Source organism: Propioniciclava sp. LT432, from assembly GCF_059515965.1.
The window spans coordinates 50,968-66,409 of record NZ_JCAKNE010000028.1; the positions used below are offsets into that span (position 1 = coordinate 50,968).

General features: G+C 69.6%; 15 protein-coding genes. 13 read left to right on the forward strand and 2 right to left on the reverse strand.

What is annotated here, in order from left to right:
- Nucleotides 1-39: 39 nt before the first annotated feature.
- From AC5YDV_RS15585 to AC5YDV_RS15645, 13 genes are all read left to right on the forward strand, one after another.
- Nucleotides 40-1,380: a bifunctional folylpolyglutamate synthase/dihydrofolate synthase gene (locus AC5YDV_RS15585; RefSeq protein WP_496184387.1), complete on the forward strand. Its 1,341-nt coding sequence runs from the start codon at nt 40-42 to the stop codon at nt 1,378-1,380.
- A complete protein-coding gene (locus AC5YDV_RS15590) occupies nt 1,377-1,715 on the forward strand; it encodes a DUF4233 domain-containing protein (RefSeq protein WP_496184388.1) in 339 nt (112 codons plus the stop codon). Before AC5YDV_RS15585 ends, AC5YDV_RS15590 begins: the two co-directional genes overlap by 4 nt.
- 10 nt (nt 1,716-1,725) lie before the next feature.
- The gene (gene ndk, locus AC5YDV_RS15595; RefSeq protein WP_496184389.1) at nt 1,726-2,133 is read left to right on the forward strand and encodes a nucleoside-diphosphate kinase; all 408 of its coding nucleotides are present in this window, start codon (nt 1,726-1,728) and stop codon (nt 2,131-2,133) included.
- Nucleotides 2,130-3,191 carry a CPBP family intramembrane glutamic endopeptidase gene (locus AC5YDV_RS15600; RefSeq protein ID WP_496184390.1) on the forward strand — a complete coding sequence of 354 codons (1,062 nt, stop codon included), beginning with the start codon at nt 2,130-2,132 and terminating at the stop codon, nt 3,189-3,191. The genes ndk and AC5YDV_RS15600 overlap by 4 nt, the downstream gene beginning before the upstream one ends.
- A 41-nt stretch (nt 3,192-3,232) precedes the next feature.
- Nucleotides 3,233-6,163 (forward strand): Na+/H+ antiporter subunit A, encoded by a 2,931-nt coding sequence (locus AC5YDV_RS15605; protein WP_496184391.1) that lies wholly within the window; start codon nt 3,233-3,235, stop codon nt 6,161-6,163.
- Nucleotides 6,160-6,588 (forward strand): Na(+)/H(+) antiporter subunit C, encoded by a 429-nt coding sequence (locus AC5YDV_RS15610; RefSeq protein ID WP_496184392.1) that lies wholly within the window; start codon nt 6,160-6,162, stop codon nt 6,586-6,588. Before AC5YDV_RS15605 ends, AC5YDV_RS15610 begins: the two co-directional genes overlap by 4 nt.
- Nucleotides 6,585-8,114, forward strand: coding sequence for a Na+/H+ antiporter subunit D (locus tag AC5YDV_RS15615; protein ID WP_496184393.1), 1,530 nt, complete (start codon nt 6,585-6,587; stop codon nt 8,112-8,114). Before AC5YDV_RS15610 ends, AC5YDV_RS15615 begins: the two co-directional genes overlap by 4 nt.
- Complete coding sequence (locus AC5YDV_RS15620; RefSeq protein ID WP_496184394.1) at nt 8,111-8,698, forward strand: Na+/H+ antiporter subunit E; 588 nt, start codon at nt 8,111-8,113, stop codon at nt 8,696-8,698. Before AC5YDV_RS15615 ends, AC5YDV_RS15620 begins: the two co-directional genes overlap by 4 nt.
- Nucleotides 8,695-9,099 carry an MrpF/PhaF family protein gene (locus tag AC5YDV_RS15625; protein ID WP_496184395.1) on the forward strand — a complete coding sequence of 135 codons (405 nt, stop codon included), beginning with the start codon at nt 8,695-8,697 and terminating at the stop codon, nt 9,097-9,099. The genes AC5YDV_RS15620 and AC5YDV_RS15625 overlap by 4 nt, the downstream gene beginning before the upstream one ends.
- The gene (gene mnhG, locus AC5YDV_RS15630; RefSeq protein WP_496184396.1) at nt 9,096-9,494 is read left to right on the forward strand and encodes a monovalent cation/H(+) antiporter subunit G; all 399 of its coding nucleotides are present in this window, start codon (nt 9,096-9,098) and stop codon (nt 9,492-9,494) included. Before AC5YDV_RS15625 ends, mnhG begins: the two co-directional genes overlap by 4 nt.
- Before the next feature lie 46 nt (nt 9,495-9,540).
- A complete protein-coding gene (locus AC5YDV_RS15635; protein WP_496184397.1) occupies nt 9,541-11,553 on the forward strand; it encodes a TIGR03960 family B12-binding radical SAM protein in 2,013 nt (670 codons plus the stop codon).
- A 48-nt stretch (nt 11,554-11,601) separates the two neighbouring features.
- Nucleotides 11,602-12,195: a hypothetical protein gene (locus AC5YDV_RS15640; RefSeq protein ID WP_496184398.1), complete on the forward strand. Its 594-nt coding sequence runs from the start codon at nt 11,602-11,604 to the stop codon at nt 12,193-12,195.
- Nucleotides 12,196-12,299: 104 nt separating this feature from the next.
- Nucleotides 12,300-13,181 (forward strand): PPK2 family polyphosphate kinase, encoded by an 882-nt coding sequence (locus tag AC5YDV_RS15645; protein WP_496184399.1) that lies wholly within the window; start codon nt 12,300-12,302, stop codon nt 13,179-13,181.
- 63 nt (nt 13,182-13,244) lie between these two features.
- On the opposite strand, the gene AC5YDV_RS15650 is transcribed toward AC5YDV_RS15645, so the two are convergent.
- Complete coding sequence (locus AC5YDV_RS15650) at nt 13,245-14,234, reverse strand: malate dehydrogenase (RefSeq protein WP_496184400.1); 990 nt, start codon at nt 14,232-14,234, stop codon at nt 13,245-13,247.
- Nucleotides 14,235-14,374: 140 nt separating this feature from the next.
- On the reverse strand, nt 14,375-15,343 hold the full coding sequence (locus tag AC5YDV_RS15655) for an IS481 family transposase (protein ID WP_496181913.1): 969 nt from the start codon (nt 15,341-15,343) through the stop codon (nt 14,375-14,377).
- Between the last annotated feature and the right edge of the window lie 99 nt (nt 15,344-15,442).

Consider the following 15,442-nt stretch of genomic DNA (forward strand, 5'->3'; position numbering starts at 1 on the left):
GGGTCCCGCCCGAGGGGATCCCGGTAGGCTGGGCGCGCCATGACAACCCATGCCGAGATCTCCCGCGCGCTCCAGGCCCGTTGGCCCGAGCACCGCGTCGCCCCGAGCCTGAGCCGCATCCGGGCCCTGACCGACCTGTTGGGCGAGCCGCAGAACGGCTACCCGATCATCCAGGTGGCCGGCACGAACGGCAAGGGCAGCACCGCCATCATGATCGAGGCGCTGCTGCGCGCCCTCGGCCTGCGCGTGGGTCGCATCGCGTCCCCGCACCTGATGGACCTGACCGAGCGCATCAACATCGACGGAGAGCCGATGGCCGCCGACGCGTTCGATGCGCTCGTCGGCGATGTCCAGCCGCTCATCGACATCGTCGACGCCCAGGAACTCGACGGCGTCGCGATGACCTTCTTCGAGGTGATGACCGGGCTGGCGTACGAAGCCTTCGCCCAGGCCCCCGTGGACGTGGCGGTCGTCGAGGTCGGATTGGGCGGAACGTGGGACGCGACGAGCGTGGCGGACGCCGACGTGGCCGTGGTGTGCCCCATCGACCTCGACCACACGCACCTGCTCGGCGACACCGTCGAGCAGATCGCCACCGAGAAGGCGGGCATCATCAAGCCCGGTTCGGTCGCCGTGGTCGCCGCGCAGCAACCCGAGGCGGAGGCCGTCCTCGCGGCGCGCGCCGTCGAGGTGGGGGCGCGGGTCCTGCACGAGGGCAGCGACTTCGGCCTGATCGAACGCACGGTCGCCGTCGGCGGACAGGTGCTGCGCGTGGAGGCCGGCAGCGGCCCCGTCCCGGACCTGTTCCTCCCGGTCCACGGTGAACACATGGCCCGCAACGCGGCCTTGGCCGTTGCCGCGGTCGAGGCGTTCCTGGGCGGCAAGCCGCTCCCGCACGACGTCATCGCCGAGGGCCTGGCCACCGTCCGGTTGCCGGCGCGGCTCGAGCGGGTCCGTTCGGGGCCCGCGATCGTCCTCGACACCTGCCACAACGTCCATGGGGCCCGCGCGACGCTGGACGGCCTACGCGAGGCGTTCGACTTCACCCCGCTCATCGCGGTCGTGGGCATGATGTCCGACAAGGACGTCGACGGGGTGGTCGCGTTGATCTCCGAGGAGGCGACGACCATCGTCTGCACCCAGGTCGCCTCGACGACGCGTGGCATGCCCGCGGAGGAACTGGGCGAAGTCGCCCGGGAACACTTCACCGACGAGAACGTGCACGTCCGGGCGTCCCTGCCGGATGCCCTGGAACTCGCCGTGGCCCTGGCCGACGAGGCGGGGGCGGGGGCGGGCATCCTCGTGGCCGGGTCCGTCATCCTGGCCGGAGAGGCGCGCACGCTGTTGGTCCGTGACGAGGACGAGGAGTCTGACCGATGAGGCTGGCCGCCAAGAACCCCATGACCCGGACGCTCTCGCTCACGCTCATCTTCGAGGCGATCGTCTGCGTCCTCGCCGTCCCGGGCATGATCCAGGTCAGCGAGGTCCCGCTCGGGTTGGCGTTCGGCGCCGGCGTCGCCGCCGCCGTGCTGGCCGGCGTGGCGGGGGCGCTGGTCGGACGCCGTCCGATCGGCTGGCCCCTGGCGTGGCTCTCCCAGCTCGCCGGCATCGCGCTGGGCCTGCTCACCCCATGGATGTACGCGGTGGGCGGCGGGTTCGCCGCCCTCTTCGCCCTGGCGTTCTTCCTGGGCAAGAAGATCGAACGGTCCCAGTAGGGTGACGGGCATGACCGAACGCACCCTCGTCCTGATCAAGCCGGACGCCGTGGCCCGCGGCCTCGTCGGCACCGTGCTGGCCCGCTACGAGGCCAAGGGCCTCACACTGGCCGCCCTGGAGCTCCGGACGATCGACTCGGTCCTGTCCGACGCGCACTACGCCGAGCACCTCGACCGCTCCTTCTACCCGGGGCTCCGCGAGTTCATCACCTCGGGTCCCCTCGTGGCGCTCGTCGTCGAGGGGGAGCGCGCGATCGAGGCCGTCCGCTCCCTCAACGGTGCGACTGACGGGGTCAAGGCTGCCCCCGGCACCATCCGTGGTGACCTGTGCCTGTCGGGTTCGCAGAACATCGTGCACGCCTCCGATTCTCCCGAGTCGGCTGCACGCGAGATCGCGCTCTGGTTCCCGGCGCTGTGAGCGCCGGCCCAGGTCCGGGGCTGCCCGCCGACCCGCTCCAGCACCCCGACGCGCTCCAGCCCCTCGACCCGAGCCGCCTCCCGCCGCACCTGCGTCCCTCCCTCCCCGTGGAGGAGCGTGACTACCCCGCGTTCTGGCGGGCGCCACGCAACCGGTGGTGGAAGGGGCTCCTCGCCGCACTGCTCGCCTCGTTCGTCCTGCTCATCACCACCACCATCGCGACCCTCGTCGCACTGGTGGTGGACGACGTGGAGCTGACCTCCCTGACCGGAGGACCGGTGTCCGTCGGGCCGGGGCTCTTCCTGGCCAACAACGTGGCCCTGGCCCTGGGCATCCCGGTGTCGATGCTGGCCGCCTGGGTGTGCGTCCAGCAGCGGCCGAAGTGGCTCTCGTCGGTGGTCGGAGGACTGCGGTGGCGGTGGTTGTTCACGGTGCTGGTGGCCCTCCTGCCGTTGTGGCTGTTCGTCGTCGGCGTTCCGAGCGTGGTGGGCTCCCTCGACGAGCTGCGCGTCCGCGACCACACCGCCGTCATGGTCGTGGGGATCCTCCTGACCACGCCGCTCCAGGCGGCGGGGGAGGAGTACCTCCTCCGGGGATTGCTGGCTCGCATCGTCGGAGCTTGGTTCCCCCACCCGGTCGTGGGCTTCGTCGCGGCGACCGTGGTGACGAGCCTCGTCTTCATGGGCATCCACCTGGCCGCGGACCCGTGGTTGAACGCCTACTACTTGGTGTTCGGAGTCGTGATGTCCTGGTTGACGTGGCGCACGGGAGGCCTGGAGGCGGCCATCGCGGTGCACGTGCTCAACAACCTCATGTCGTTGGCACTGATCCCCTTCCTCGACTTCCACGACATGTTCGACCGCTCGGCGGGCGTCGGCGACCCCACGATGCTGTTCGCCATGGGTCTGGTGCTGGTGGCCGCGGGAGTGGTCGAGTGGCTGGCTCGGCGACGGACGTTGGTGGTGCGCAACGCTCCAGGCCGAGCCGCCCTCGAGGCGTTCATGCCCCGCGGCCCATCCTTCGGGTCGGCCGGAAACGGAGGACCCTCCCCTTGGTAGGGTGACGGGCATCCCCGATCGCTCCACCGAAAGGCGACCGCGTGCTCCTCAGCCTGATCACCCTGCACTTCGTGCTGGGAATCACGGCGTCCTTGTGGGGGCGACTGCTCGGTAGGAACGCGTGGCTCGTGGTGGCCATCGCCCCGGCGATCGGGTTCGGTTGGTTGGCGAGTCTGGCTCCCGCCGTCACGATGGGCTCGTCCTTCGTCGAGACCACCCCATGGATTCCGACCCTGGCGGTCTCCCTCACCTTCCACGTCGGCCTGCTGCAGTGGCTGCTCGGCCTGGTGGTCACGGGCATCGGTGTGGTCGTCCTGCTGTACTGCCGGTGGTACTTCGCCGATCCGCCCGCCCGCACGCTCGGCCTGTTGGTCGCCTTCGCCGGCGCCATGCTCGGCCTTGTCACTGCGGACGACCTGGTGCTGCTGTACGTGTTCTGGGAACTCACGACGGTCTTCTCCTACCTGATGATCGGGCACGACTCCTCGCGCCGGGCCAACCGTGCGGCGGCGACGACGGCCCTGATCGTGACCACGACCGGCGGCTTGGCGATGTTGGTGGGCATCGTGACCTTCGGGTCGATCACCGGCACGTTCCGCCTGCAGGCGGTCCTCGCCGCGGCGCCCGAGGGCGCGGCCGCGACCGCCGCGGCGCTGCTCATGCTGGTCGGCGCGCTCAGCAAGTCGGCGCTGGCCCCGTTCCACTTCTGGCTGCCCGGCGCCATGGCGGCCCCCACTCCGGTGTCGGCGTACCTGCACGCCGCGACGATGGTGAAGGCGGGCGTGTACCTGGTCGCGGTCCTGGCCCCGGTGTTCGCCGGCGTCCCGCTCTGGCGGGAGACCCTCACGATCCTGGGCGCGACGACGATGATCCTGGGCGGCTGGCGCGCCCTGCGCCAGACCGACCTCAAGCTCCTGCTCGCGTACGGCACGGTCAGCCAACTGGGCTTCATCATGATCCTCGTCGGCCTCGGCACGAAGGCCGCCGGCCAGGCGGGCCTGGCGATGCTGCTGGCCCACGCCCTGTTCAAGGCGACGCTGTTCCTCACCGTCGGCGTGATCGACCACGCCACCGGTACCCGCGACATCACGAAGCTCACCCGGCTGGGGCCACGCATGCCGGTGCTGGCTGTGGCCGCCGGCCTGGCCGCGGCGTCCATGGCCGGGCTGCCGCCGCTGATCGGGTTCGTCGCCAAGGAGGCGGCGCTGGACGCGCTGGTCCGGGTCGCGCAGGGGGGCGACGGGACGGGGCTGCTGCCCGCCCCCGCCTTCGTGCTCGCCGCCGCAGTGGTGACGGGCTCGATGCTCACGGCCGCCTACTCCCTGCGCTTCTGGTGGGGGGCGTTCGGCAGGCGTCGACGCTCGGTCAGCCTCGAGGTCACGCACGTGCCGGAGGCCGGGTTCATCGCCGGGCCCGTCGTCCTGGGGCTGGCCGGGCTGGCGCTGGGCTTCCTGGGCCACCAGGTGACCGGCATCCTGACTCCCTACACCCGCGGCGTGCCCGTGGGATCGGAGCCGCACGCCCTGGCCCTGTGGCACGGCTTCACCACGCCGCTGCTGCTCTCGGTGGTCGCGATCACGGGTGGCGTCATCCTCTTCTGGCAGCGGGACGCGGTGGGGCGCGTCCAAGCCACCTTCCCCCAGGTGCCGGCCGCCAACGACTTCTACCGGGCGTCCATGCGCCTGCTCGACGTCATCGCTGTCGAGGTGACCGCGCGCGTCCAGCGCGGTTCGCTGGCGTACTACCTCTCCACGATCCTCACCGTGCTCGTCGTCGCCGTCGGGGGGACGCTGATGATGATGCCCGCCTGGCCCCAGGACCTGGTCTGGTTCGACACGGTGGCCCAGGTCGCCGTGGGGCTCGTCATCGTCGTGGCGGCCGTGACCCTGATCGGGGTGCGCGGGCGTGTCCGAGCGGTCATCACGGTGGGGGTGACCGGCTACGGCACGGCCCTGCTCTTCCTGGTGCATGGTGCTCCCGACCTGGCGCTGACCCAAGTGCTGGTCGAGACGGCGTCCCTGTTGGTCTTCCTCCTCGTCCTGCGCACCCTGCCCAAGTACTTCACGGACCGGCCACTGCACTCCTCCCGCTGGCCGCGGATGCTGTTGGCGGTCGCTGTCGGCGCCACCGCCAGCGCCTCGGTCCTGGTGGCAGCGGCGTCGCGGACGGCCCAGCGGGCGTCGGCGGGGCTGGAGACGGCGGCCTACGAGTTCGGCTACGGCAAGAACATCGTCAACGTCATCCTGGTCGACACCCGCGCGTGGGACACCCTCGGCGAGATCTCGGTGCTCGTCATTGCCGCGACCGGGGTGGCGAGCCTCATCTTCCTGCGCTCCCGTGTGCAGCAGCGCCGCACGCGCCGCGTCGAGGCCAGCACGAGCAGCGGGGCGTGGCTGCGCACGACGGGCAGCCTCCACCCCGCGGCGCGGTCGCTCGTGTTCGAGGTCACGACCCGCCTGCTGTTCGGCCTGATGGTCGTCGTCTCGGTCTACCTGCTGATCGCAGGGCACAACCTGCCGGGCGGCGGGTTCGCCGGCGGCCTCGTCGCCGGCCTGGCCCTCGTCGTCCGATACCTCGCTGCGGGAGGACGTGAGTTGGAGGAGGCGGCCCCCATCGACGCGGGCCGTGTGCTCGGCGCCGGCCTGTTCGTCGCCGTCGGCAGCGCCTTGGTTCCGTGGGCCTTCGGCGGACGGATCTTCCAGAGCTACGACATCCACGTGACGATTCCCGGGCTGGACGCCGTCCCCACCCCGTGGGGGGTGGTCAACGCGTTCGGAGACCTCCACCTCGTCAGCTCGACCGTGTTCGACATCGGCGTCTACCTCGTGGTCCTCGGCATGATGCTCGACCTCGTCCGCAGCGTCGGGGCCGGCATCGACGTGCAGGCCGAGGAGGAGCGGACGCCCCTGCCGCGACCCGAGTCGACCACGGCGGTCCCGGCCAGCGCCCGGCGCGGGGGGAGGCGTCCATGACCGGCAACCTCACCCTTGCGATCGTGGCGAGTGTCCTGATCGCAGCGGGCGTCTACCTGCTCACCGAGCGGTCGCTGACCCGCATCCTCGTCGGGGTCATCGTGATGAGCAACGGGGTCAACCTCCTCTTCCTGATCGCGGCGGGCCCGGCGGCGTCACCACCCATCATCGGACTCTTCGATGCGGCGGACATGTCCGATCCGCTGCCCCAGGCGATGGTGCTGACCGCGATCGTGATCACGATGGCCGTCTCCGCGTTCGTCGTGACCATGGCGTACCGCAGCTTCCAGCTGCACGGCCACGACGAGGTGTCGGACGACATCGAGGACCGCCGCATCCGCGACCTGGCCGAGCGGGACGACGTGTCCGACAGCTTCGAGGACATCCGCTTCAGTGACACGGGTGAGGATCGGGTGAGCGAATGAACAACCTCCTCACGATCCCGGTGCTGCTGCCGATGCTCGGTGCCGCGCTCACGCTCATCCTCGGACGGCGTCCGCGCGCGCAGCGCCTCGTGTCGATCCTCGTCCTCGTGGGCGTCGTGGCGGCCGCCGCGACGCTGGCCTGGGAGGCGCACACCTACGGCGTCCAGAGCCTGTGGGTCGGGGCTTGGCCCGAGGGCTTCGGCATCGCGCTGGTGGCCGACCGGCTCTCGGCCATCATGCTCACCGTCGCGGGCCTCGTCACCCTGGCGGTCCTCTTCTTCTCGGCCGGGCAGGAGGAGGACGAGGTCCGCAAGGAGACGCCCGTCTCGATCTTCCACCCCACCTTCCTGCTGATGTGCGCGGGCGTGTCGAACGCCTTCCTGGCCGGCGACCTGTTCAACCTCTTCGTCGGCTTCGAGATCCTGCTCTTCGCCTCGTACGTCCTCCTGACCATGGGCGGGACCGCCTCGCGCATCCGTGCGGGCTCGATCTACGTGGTGGTCAACCTGCTCAGCTCGAGCCTCTTCCTGATCGCGCTGGCGACCACCTATGCCGCCGTGGGGACCGTCAACATGGCACAGGTCGCCCAGCGGATCCCGGACCTTCCCGACGGCGTCCAGGGCGTCATCCAGTTCATGTTGCTGGTGGTCTTCGCCATCAAGGCCGCCGTCTTCCCGCTGTCGGCATGGCTTCCCGACTCGTACCCGACCGCCCCCGCTCCGGTCACCGCCGTGTTCGCCGGACTGCTCACCAAGGTCGGCGTCTACGCCATCATGCGCACCCAGACGCTGCTGTTCCCCCACCGTCCGCTCACGGAACTGCTCCTGGTGATCGCCCTGGTGACGATGCTCGTCGGGATCCTGGGCGCGATCGCGCAGGCCGACCTCAAGCGTCTGCTGTCGTTCACGCTGGTCAGCCACATCGGCTACATGGTGATGGGCATCGCCCTGGCCAGTGTCGAGGGCCTCTCGGCCGCCATCTACTACACGGCCCACCACATCACCATCCAGGCGACGCTCTTCCTCGTGGCGGGGCTCGTACAACGGGTCGGGAGCAGCAGCAACATCGACAGGCTGGGTGGCCTGATGACGACGTCTCCGCTCCTGGCGACGCTGTTCATCGTCCCGGGCATGAACCTCGCGGGCATCCCGCCGTTCTCCGGCTTCATCGGGAAGCTGGGACTGGTGCGGGCCGGCGTCGAGGCAGGCACTCCACTGGCGTGGGCGTTGGTCGCCGGCAGCGTCCTCACCAGCCTCCTGACGCTGTACGCGATCGCGAAGGTTTGGAACCGCGCCTTCTGGGGAACGCCCGTCACCTACACCGCCGAGGAGATCGAGGAGGAGGAGGACCTCCACGCCGGACGTCCGATGCCGGGGGTCATGGTCGGCGCGACCTTGGCGCTGATCGCCTTCAGCCTGTCGCTCACGTTCGTCGCCGGACCGTTCTACGCCTACGCGACCCAAGCGGCGCAGGCCCTGCTCGACGGGGCCTATGTCCGGGCCGTCCTGGGGGAGGTGGGGCCATGACGCCGACCGAGACAACGCCCGTGCGCTCGCGCCGTGTGAGGCGGCAGCCGCGGCAGGTCGCCGTGCTGGCCATCGTCTGGCTGGTGCTCGTGGGGGACATCAACCTGGTGACCGTCGTGGGCGGCATCCTGATCGCCGCGCTGGTCACGGTCGTCTTCCCGCTCCCGCCGATCGAATGGCGCGGCCGCGTGCGGCCGTGGGGCCTCCTCATCCTGGTGGCCCACCTGGTCAAGGACCTGGCGGTCGCGTCGGTCCGCCTCGCGGTCTTCGCCTTCGGCCGGAAGGTGCCGACGCCCGGCATCGTCCGGATCGAACTCCAGTCGGACAGCGACCTCTACCAGGTCAACACCGCTGAACTCGTGTCGGTCGTGCCGGGGACGATCGTGGTGGACGCCCGACGCCGCAGCCGCACGCTCTACCTGCACGTGTTCGACCTGCCGGACCCCGGACGTCGCACCGAGGTGGCGAGGGACACCCTCGCCATCGAGGCCCGGGTCGTCCGGGCGCTCGGCTCGCAGGAGGAGATCGAGGCGATCAAGCACCCTCAGGGGTCCGGCGGACCGCAACCGGGGGAGGTCGCATGACGGTCATCACGCAGGTCCTCGTCGCGGCGTCCGTGGTGCTGCTCGTCGTTGCCGCCCTGATGGCGCTGGCGAGGCTCGCCAAGGGGCCGACGGGTCTCGACCGTGGCGTCGCGTCCGACGTCCTCATCGCGGTCCTGATCGCCGGGATCGCGACTTACGCCATCGTCACCCGAACCGAGGTCGCCCTCATCGTGATCCTGGTGTTGTCGATGGTCGGCTTCACCAGCGCCGTCGGCCTGGCCCGCCTGATCACCGGCGCGTCCGCCCGTGAGCGACGCTTCATGGAGGCCGAGGCGCGCGCGGCCAACCTGGCTCGCGAACGTGCCGAACGCGAGCGTGCGGCCCGGGACGCGGACGACCGCGCGACACCGGAACGGGCCGGCACGGAGGAGGGGGCATGACCGAGTTCCTCGATCTGGTGGGGGCGCTGCTCCTGTTCGCCGGCGCCGTGTTCTGCCTCGCTGCGGCCGTGGGAGTACTGCGGTTCCCCGACGTCCTGACCAGGCTGCACGCGGCCACCAAGCCGCAGGTCTTCGGGCTGATGCTGATCCTCACGGGCGTCTCGCTCACTCTGCGCACCTGGCACGTCGTGGTCCTGGCCCTGCTCACGATCGGGTTCCAGATCCTGACCGCACCGGTCTCGGGGCACATGATCGCGCGTACCGCCTACCGCACGGACCAGTGGGACGACGAGCACGCCTCCATCGACGAGTTGGCCGACGACCTGGAGGCGGCCGGCTTCCGCAACGTCGCGGACGAGGGCGCGGCCTCCCCGGGGCCGGACCACCTCGCCTGAGGTGTCGTGGGCGATGGCGTCCGACTCGTTTACCATGGGGAGCGCCATGACTGTTGACGCGCACACCAGCCCCGACTCGCTGTTCACCCGGCTCGAGCCGCTGCTCGCCCGCGTGGGCAAGCCGATCCAGTACGTCGGCGGCGAGGTCAACTCCATCACCAAGGAGTGGGACGACACCGAGGTTCGCTGGGCCCTCATGTACCCCGACGCCTACGAGGTCGGCCAGCCCAACCAGGGCATCGCGATCCTGTACGAGATCCTGAACGAGCGCGACTGGATCCTGGCCGAGCGCACCTACTCCATCTGGCCCGACCTGGCCGCGTTGATGCGCGCCGCCGGCGTCCCCCAGTTCACGCTCGACAACCACCGCGCGGTGCGCGCCTTCGACGTGCTGGGCATCTCGTTCTCGACCGAGTTGGGCTACACCAACATGCTGTCGGCCCTCGACCTGGCCGGCATGCCCCTGCACGCCGCGGACCGACGCGAGGACGACCCGCTGGTCATCATCGGCGGCCACGCCTCCTTCAACCCCGAGCCCGTCGCGGACTTCATCGACGCCGCCGTGATCGGCGACGGCGAGGAGGCGTCCCTGCGCGTCAGCGAGATCGTCCGCGAGTGGAAGGCCGGGGGCCGTGAGGGCGGACGCGAGGGCCTGCTGTTGCGCCTGGCGTCCGACGGAGTGGCCTACGTGCCGCGCTTCTACGACGTGACCTACCTGCCGGACGGCCGGATCCAGCGCGTGGCGCCGAATCGCCCCGGCGTCCCGTTCAGCGTTGCGAAGCACACGTTGATGGACCTCGACGCGTGGCCCTACCCGAAGGCGCCGATCGTCCCCATCGCCGAGACGGTCCACGAGCGCTACTCGGTGGAGATCTTCCGGGGCTGCACGCGCGGCTGCCGGTTCTGCCAGGCGGGCATGATCACCCGCCCGGTCCGGGAGCGGAACATCGAGACCATCGGCACCATGGTCGCCGGGGGCCTCGAGGCCACCGGCCTGGAGGAGGTCGGCCTGCTGTCGCTGTCGTCGGCCGACCACTCCGAGATCGCTGACGTCACCAAGGAACTGGCCGACCGGTACGACGGCACGAACGTGTCCCTGTCGCTGCCGTCGACCCGCGTGGACGCCTTCAACATCGACCTGGCCAACGAACTGTCCCGCAACGGACGCCGCTCCGGGCTGACCTTCGCGCCGGAGGGCGGGTCGGAGCGCATGCGCAAGGTGATCAACAAGATGGTCACCGAGGACGACCTGATCCAGACGGTCGCCACCGCGTTCGGCAACGGCTGGCGCAACGTGAAGCTGTACTTCATGTGCGGCCTGCCGACCGAGACCGACGAGGACGTCCTCGCCATCGCCGACATGGCCGCCCGCGTCATCGAGACCGGACGCCAGGCCGCCGGCACGCGCGACATCCGCTGCACCGTCTCGATCGGCGGGTTCGTGCCCAAGCCGCACACCCCCTTCCAGTGGGCCGCCCAGGCGTCGGCCGAGACCATCGACCAGCGGCTTTTCGCGCTGCGCGACAAGATTCGCGCGGACAAGAAGTACGGTCGTGCGATCGGCATGCGCTACCACGACGGACGCCCCGGCATCATCGAGGGCCTGCTCTCGCGCGGTGACCGGCGTGTGGGCGCGGTCATCGAGGAGGCGTGGCGCCGGGGAGCCCAGTTCGACGGCTGGAGTGAGCACTTCAGCTACGACCGCTGGGTCACCGCCTGTGAGACCGCCCTCGCCGGGAGCGGCGTGGACCTGGATTGGTACACCACGCGCGAGCGCGACTACGCCGAGGTGCTGCCGTGGGACCACCTGGACTCCGGCCTCGACCGTGACTGGTTGTGGGAGGACTGGCAGGACGCCCTCGACGAGCAGCCCGTCGAGGACTGCCGCTGGACGCCGTGCTACGACTGCGGCGTGTGCCCCCAGATGGACACCGAGATCCAGATCGGTCCGACCGGCAAGCACCTGCTGGCGATCACGCCCGTGACCACTGAACGACGCGAAGAAAGAACTGTCCTCCGAGGGCTACCCCAGGGGGGTATTGAGGACTACGCTGTGTAGTAGGAGGTGTCGCGCCATGCGACACCCCACCTACAAGGAGGTCTGGGTATGTCCAGTTCCGTGCGTTCCGCCGAGGCCAACCGGGCGGTGCATGACGGAATCACATTCCAGGAAGACATCATCTCGTCACCCCTGGTCCGCAAGCTCCTGGCGGTCGCCAGGATCATCATCGGCCTGTTCTTCATGTGGCCGTTCCTCGACAAGCTGTTCGGCTTGGGCTTCTCGACCCCTGTGGGCAAGGGCTGGCTGGCCGGCGCCGCGCCGGCGCAGGGCTTCATCGGCCGCATCGAGAACCCGATGGGTGCCATCCTCAAGCCCCTGTTCGGCAACCCCTTCGGCGACGTGCTGTTCATGTTCGCGCTGTTCGGCATCGGCATCGCGATGATCATGGGGGCCGGTCTCCGCATCGCCGCCATCGGCGGGACGATCCTCGTCGCGCTCATGTGGCTGAGCGAGCTGCCGTTCGCCCAGACCGCGATGGTGGATGGGACGCTCGTCCGTGGGGCGACCAACCCGATCCTCGACGACCACTGGCTGGAAGCGCTCCTGTTGCTGATCAGCGCCGCCACGCTGTCCGGTGACACCTGGGGTGTCGGCAAGCTCTGGTCCCGCATCACCAACGGCAACAAGTTCCTCCGCTGACCCTCGAGACCACGAAGGGCCGCCCCGCCTGCGGGGCGGCCCTTCCGCGTCCGCCTGCTTGTGTAGGTTGGTTGGTCATCACGCGTCGATTCCGAGGAGCTCCGATGGCATCCGACACCACACCGTGGACCCGCGACCCGCGCGAGGCACTCCGCGCCGATCCGCATTTCGACCTGGCAGCCCTCGACCGCAATGGTCAGCCGGGCTGGGAGGGTGACAAGCAGGACGGCAAGGCGTTCCTGGTGCACCGCGGCAAGCAGATGTCCGAGCTGCAGGAACGGCTCTTCGCCGAGGGACGCGAGGGCGGATCCCGATCGATCCTGCTGGTGCTGCAGGGGCTCGACACGGCAGGCAAGGGCGGCATCGTGCGGCACGTCATGGGCATGGTCGACCCCCAAGGTGTCGAGACGGCCTCCTTCGGCGTCCCGACGCCGGAGGAGCGGGCGCACCACTTCCTGTGGCGGATCGAACGCGAGTTGCCGCCCGCCGGGCACATCGGGGTGTTCGACCGCAGCCACTACGAGGACGTGCTGGTCGTGCGGGTCGACAACCTGGTCCCCGAGAAGGTCTGGCGCCCCCGCTACGAGGAGATCAACGCCTGGGAGAAGCGACGTGTTGACGCCGGCACCACCATCATCAAGGTCGCGCTCATGGTCTCCTGGGACGAGCAGGGAGACCGCCTGCGTAAGCGGCTGGACCGACCCGACAAGCACTGGAAGTTCAACCCGGGCGACATCGAGACCCGGGGCAAGTGGCCGGCGTTCCAGGAGGCCTACGCCGACGTCTTCCGGTTCACCTCGACTGAGCACGCGCCGTGGTACGTGATCCCCGCCGACAAGAAGTGGTACAGCCGCCTGGCCATCACCGAGATCCTCACCCGGACGCTGGAGGACCTCAACCCGAAGTGGCCGGTGGCCGACTTCGACGTGGAGGAGATGAGGCGGAAACTCGACGCACTCGACAAGGGCCACCGGGGAAGAAGCTGACGTACACGGCGACGCCGCCCTCCCCGAGCGGGGAGGGCGGCGTCCTCACGGGTTCCGGGCAGCTCAGATGAGGCCGAGCTCCTTGACCGCGGCCTGCTCGTCGAGCAACTCCGCCACGGAGGCGTCGATCTTGGCGCGGGAGAAGTCGTTGATCTCCAGGCCCTGGACGATCTCGTACCGGCCGTCCTTCACCACGCACGGGAAGGACGAGATGATGCCCTCCGCCACGCCGTAGGAGCCGTCCGACGGAACGGCCATGGAGACCCAGTCACCGTCCGGCGTGCCGAGGACCCAGTCGCGCATGTGCTCGATGGTCGCGTTCGCGGCCGAGGCGGCCGAGGACGACCCGCGGGCCGCGATGATGGCGGCGCCGCGCTTGGCGACGGTCGGGATGAACTCGTTCTCCAGCCAGGCCTGGTCGTTGACGAGCTCCGCGGCGGACTTGCCGTTGACCTCGGCGTTGAAGAGGTCAGGGTACTGGGTGGCGGAGTGGTTGCCCCAGATCGTCATCTTCTTGATCTCGGTCACGGGCACGCCGAGCTTGGCGGCCAGCTGCGAGATCGCGCGGTTGTGGTCGAGGCGGGTGAGGGCGTTGAAGCGCTCGGCCGGGATGTCGGGGGCGTTGCTCTTGGCGATCAGCGCGTTGGTGTTGGCCGGGTTGCCGGTCACGAGGACCTTGATGTCGTCGGCGGCCACGTCGTTGAGGGCCTTGCCCTGCGCGGTGAAGATCGCGCCGTTGGCAGACAGCAGGTCGCCGCGCTCCATGCCCGCCGTGCGGGGGCGGGCGCCGACCAGCATGGCGAGGTTCGCGCCCTCGAAGACCTGGTTCGGGTCGTCGCCGATCTGGACGCCGGCGAGCGTCGGGAACGCGCAGTCGTCGAGCTCCATGACGACACCCTCGAGCGCCTTGAGGGCGGGGGTGATCTCCAGCAGGCGGAGTTCGACCGGGGTGTCCGGGCCCAGAAGCGCACCGCTGGCGATGCGGAACAGCAGGCTGTATCCGATCTGGCCTGCGGCGCCGGTGACGGCTACCTTGACGGGGGCATTGCTCATGATTCCTCCACTTTGAGACGGCGTCGGGGCTGACCCTGTGCAGGTCCGAACCTAGCACCAGGGATGGGCCCACTACACCTCGGGTCGACCTGTTCACCGGCCGTCGCGCGAGCGGCTCTAGGTGTACTGGGCCACGACGTTCATGACAGGCGGCTGGTCGGGGGTAGTCCTCCGAGTGCGCTGTGGCGTCTTTGAGTGTTGTAGGTCTCCAGCCAGGGGTCAAGGGCGTCGCGGCGGGCCTGGTTGCTGGTGAACACGTGGCGGTAGGCCCACTCGGTGGTCAGGGTGCGGTTGAAGCGTTCGACCTTGCCGTTCTGCCAGGGGCAGTGGGGTTTGATGAACTTCTGCTTCGCGCCAATGGTCTCGACCGCGTCGATGAACGCTCGACCATGTCGGTAGGCGAACGCGTTGTCGGTCATCACTCGCTCGATGCTGGTGATGCCGTGGGTGGCGAAGTAGGCCGCGGCTCGCAGCAGGAAGCCGGCGCAGGTGTCGACGCGTTCATCGTCGTGGATCTCGCTGTAGGCCAGGCGGGAGTGGTCATCGACCATCGAGTGGACGTAGTCGTAGCCGATCTTGGGCCGCTTGTTCTTGGCGACGATGGTGTCGGAGCGTCCGTGGGCCCGCCAGCCGCCACCGTCGGGGATCTTGCCCAGCTTCTTGACATCCACGTGCACCAGTTCGCCGGGACGTTCGCGTTCGTAGCGGACCGCGGTCTGCTTCGAGGTGCGGATCACCTGGCCGGTCATCGGGTCCAGGCAGGTCAGGGGCGGCATGCCCCGTCGGTGCAGGATCCGGGTCACGGTCCGCGGCGCGAGCCCGAGTTCGGCCGCGATCCAGTCAGGGCCGCGTCGGTGCTCCTGACGGGCGGCCACCACCAGGTCCTCCACCGTGGCTGGTGTCGCGGTCGGGCACGCGTGAGGACGGCTGGACCGGTCATGCAGACCGGCCTCGCCCTCGGCGTCCCAGCGTGCCAGCCAGCGGTGAGCACACTGACGTGAAATCCCCATCGCCTTCGCTGCATGGGCGACCGGCCAGTGCTGGTATCGGACCCGATCGACCAGCAGCTTGCGGCCATGAAAGTTGAGGCGGGCGTTACGGTGGGACACGAGGACCTCCGGGTGTGAGATGTGACCTTCGACAAGCCACACCCCACCCGGGGGTCCTCCCTCACGTCAATACCGACGCGCTGTCACCAACCTCTTGGC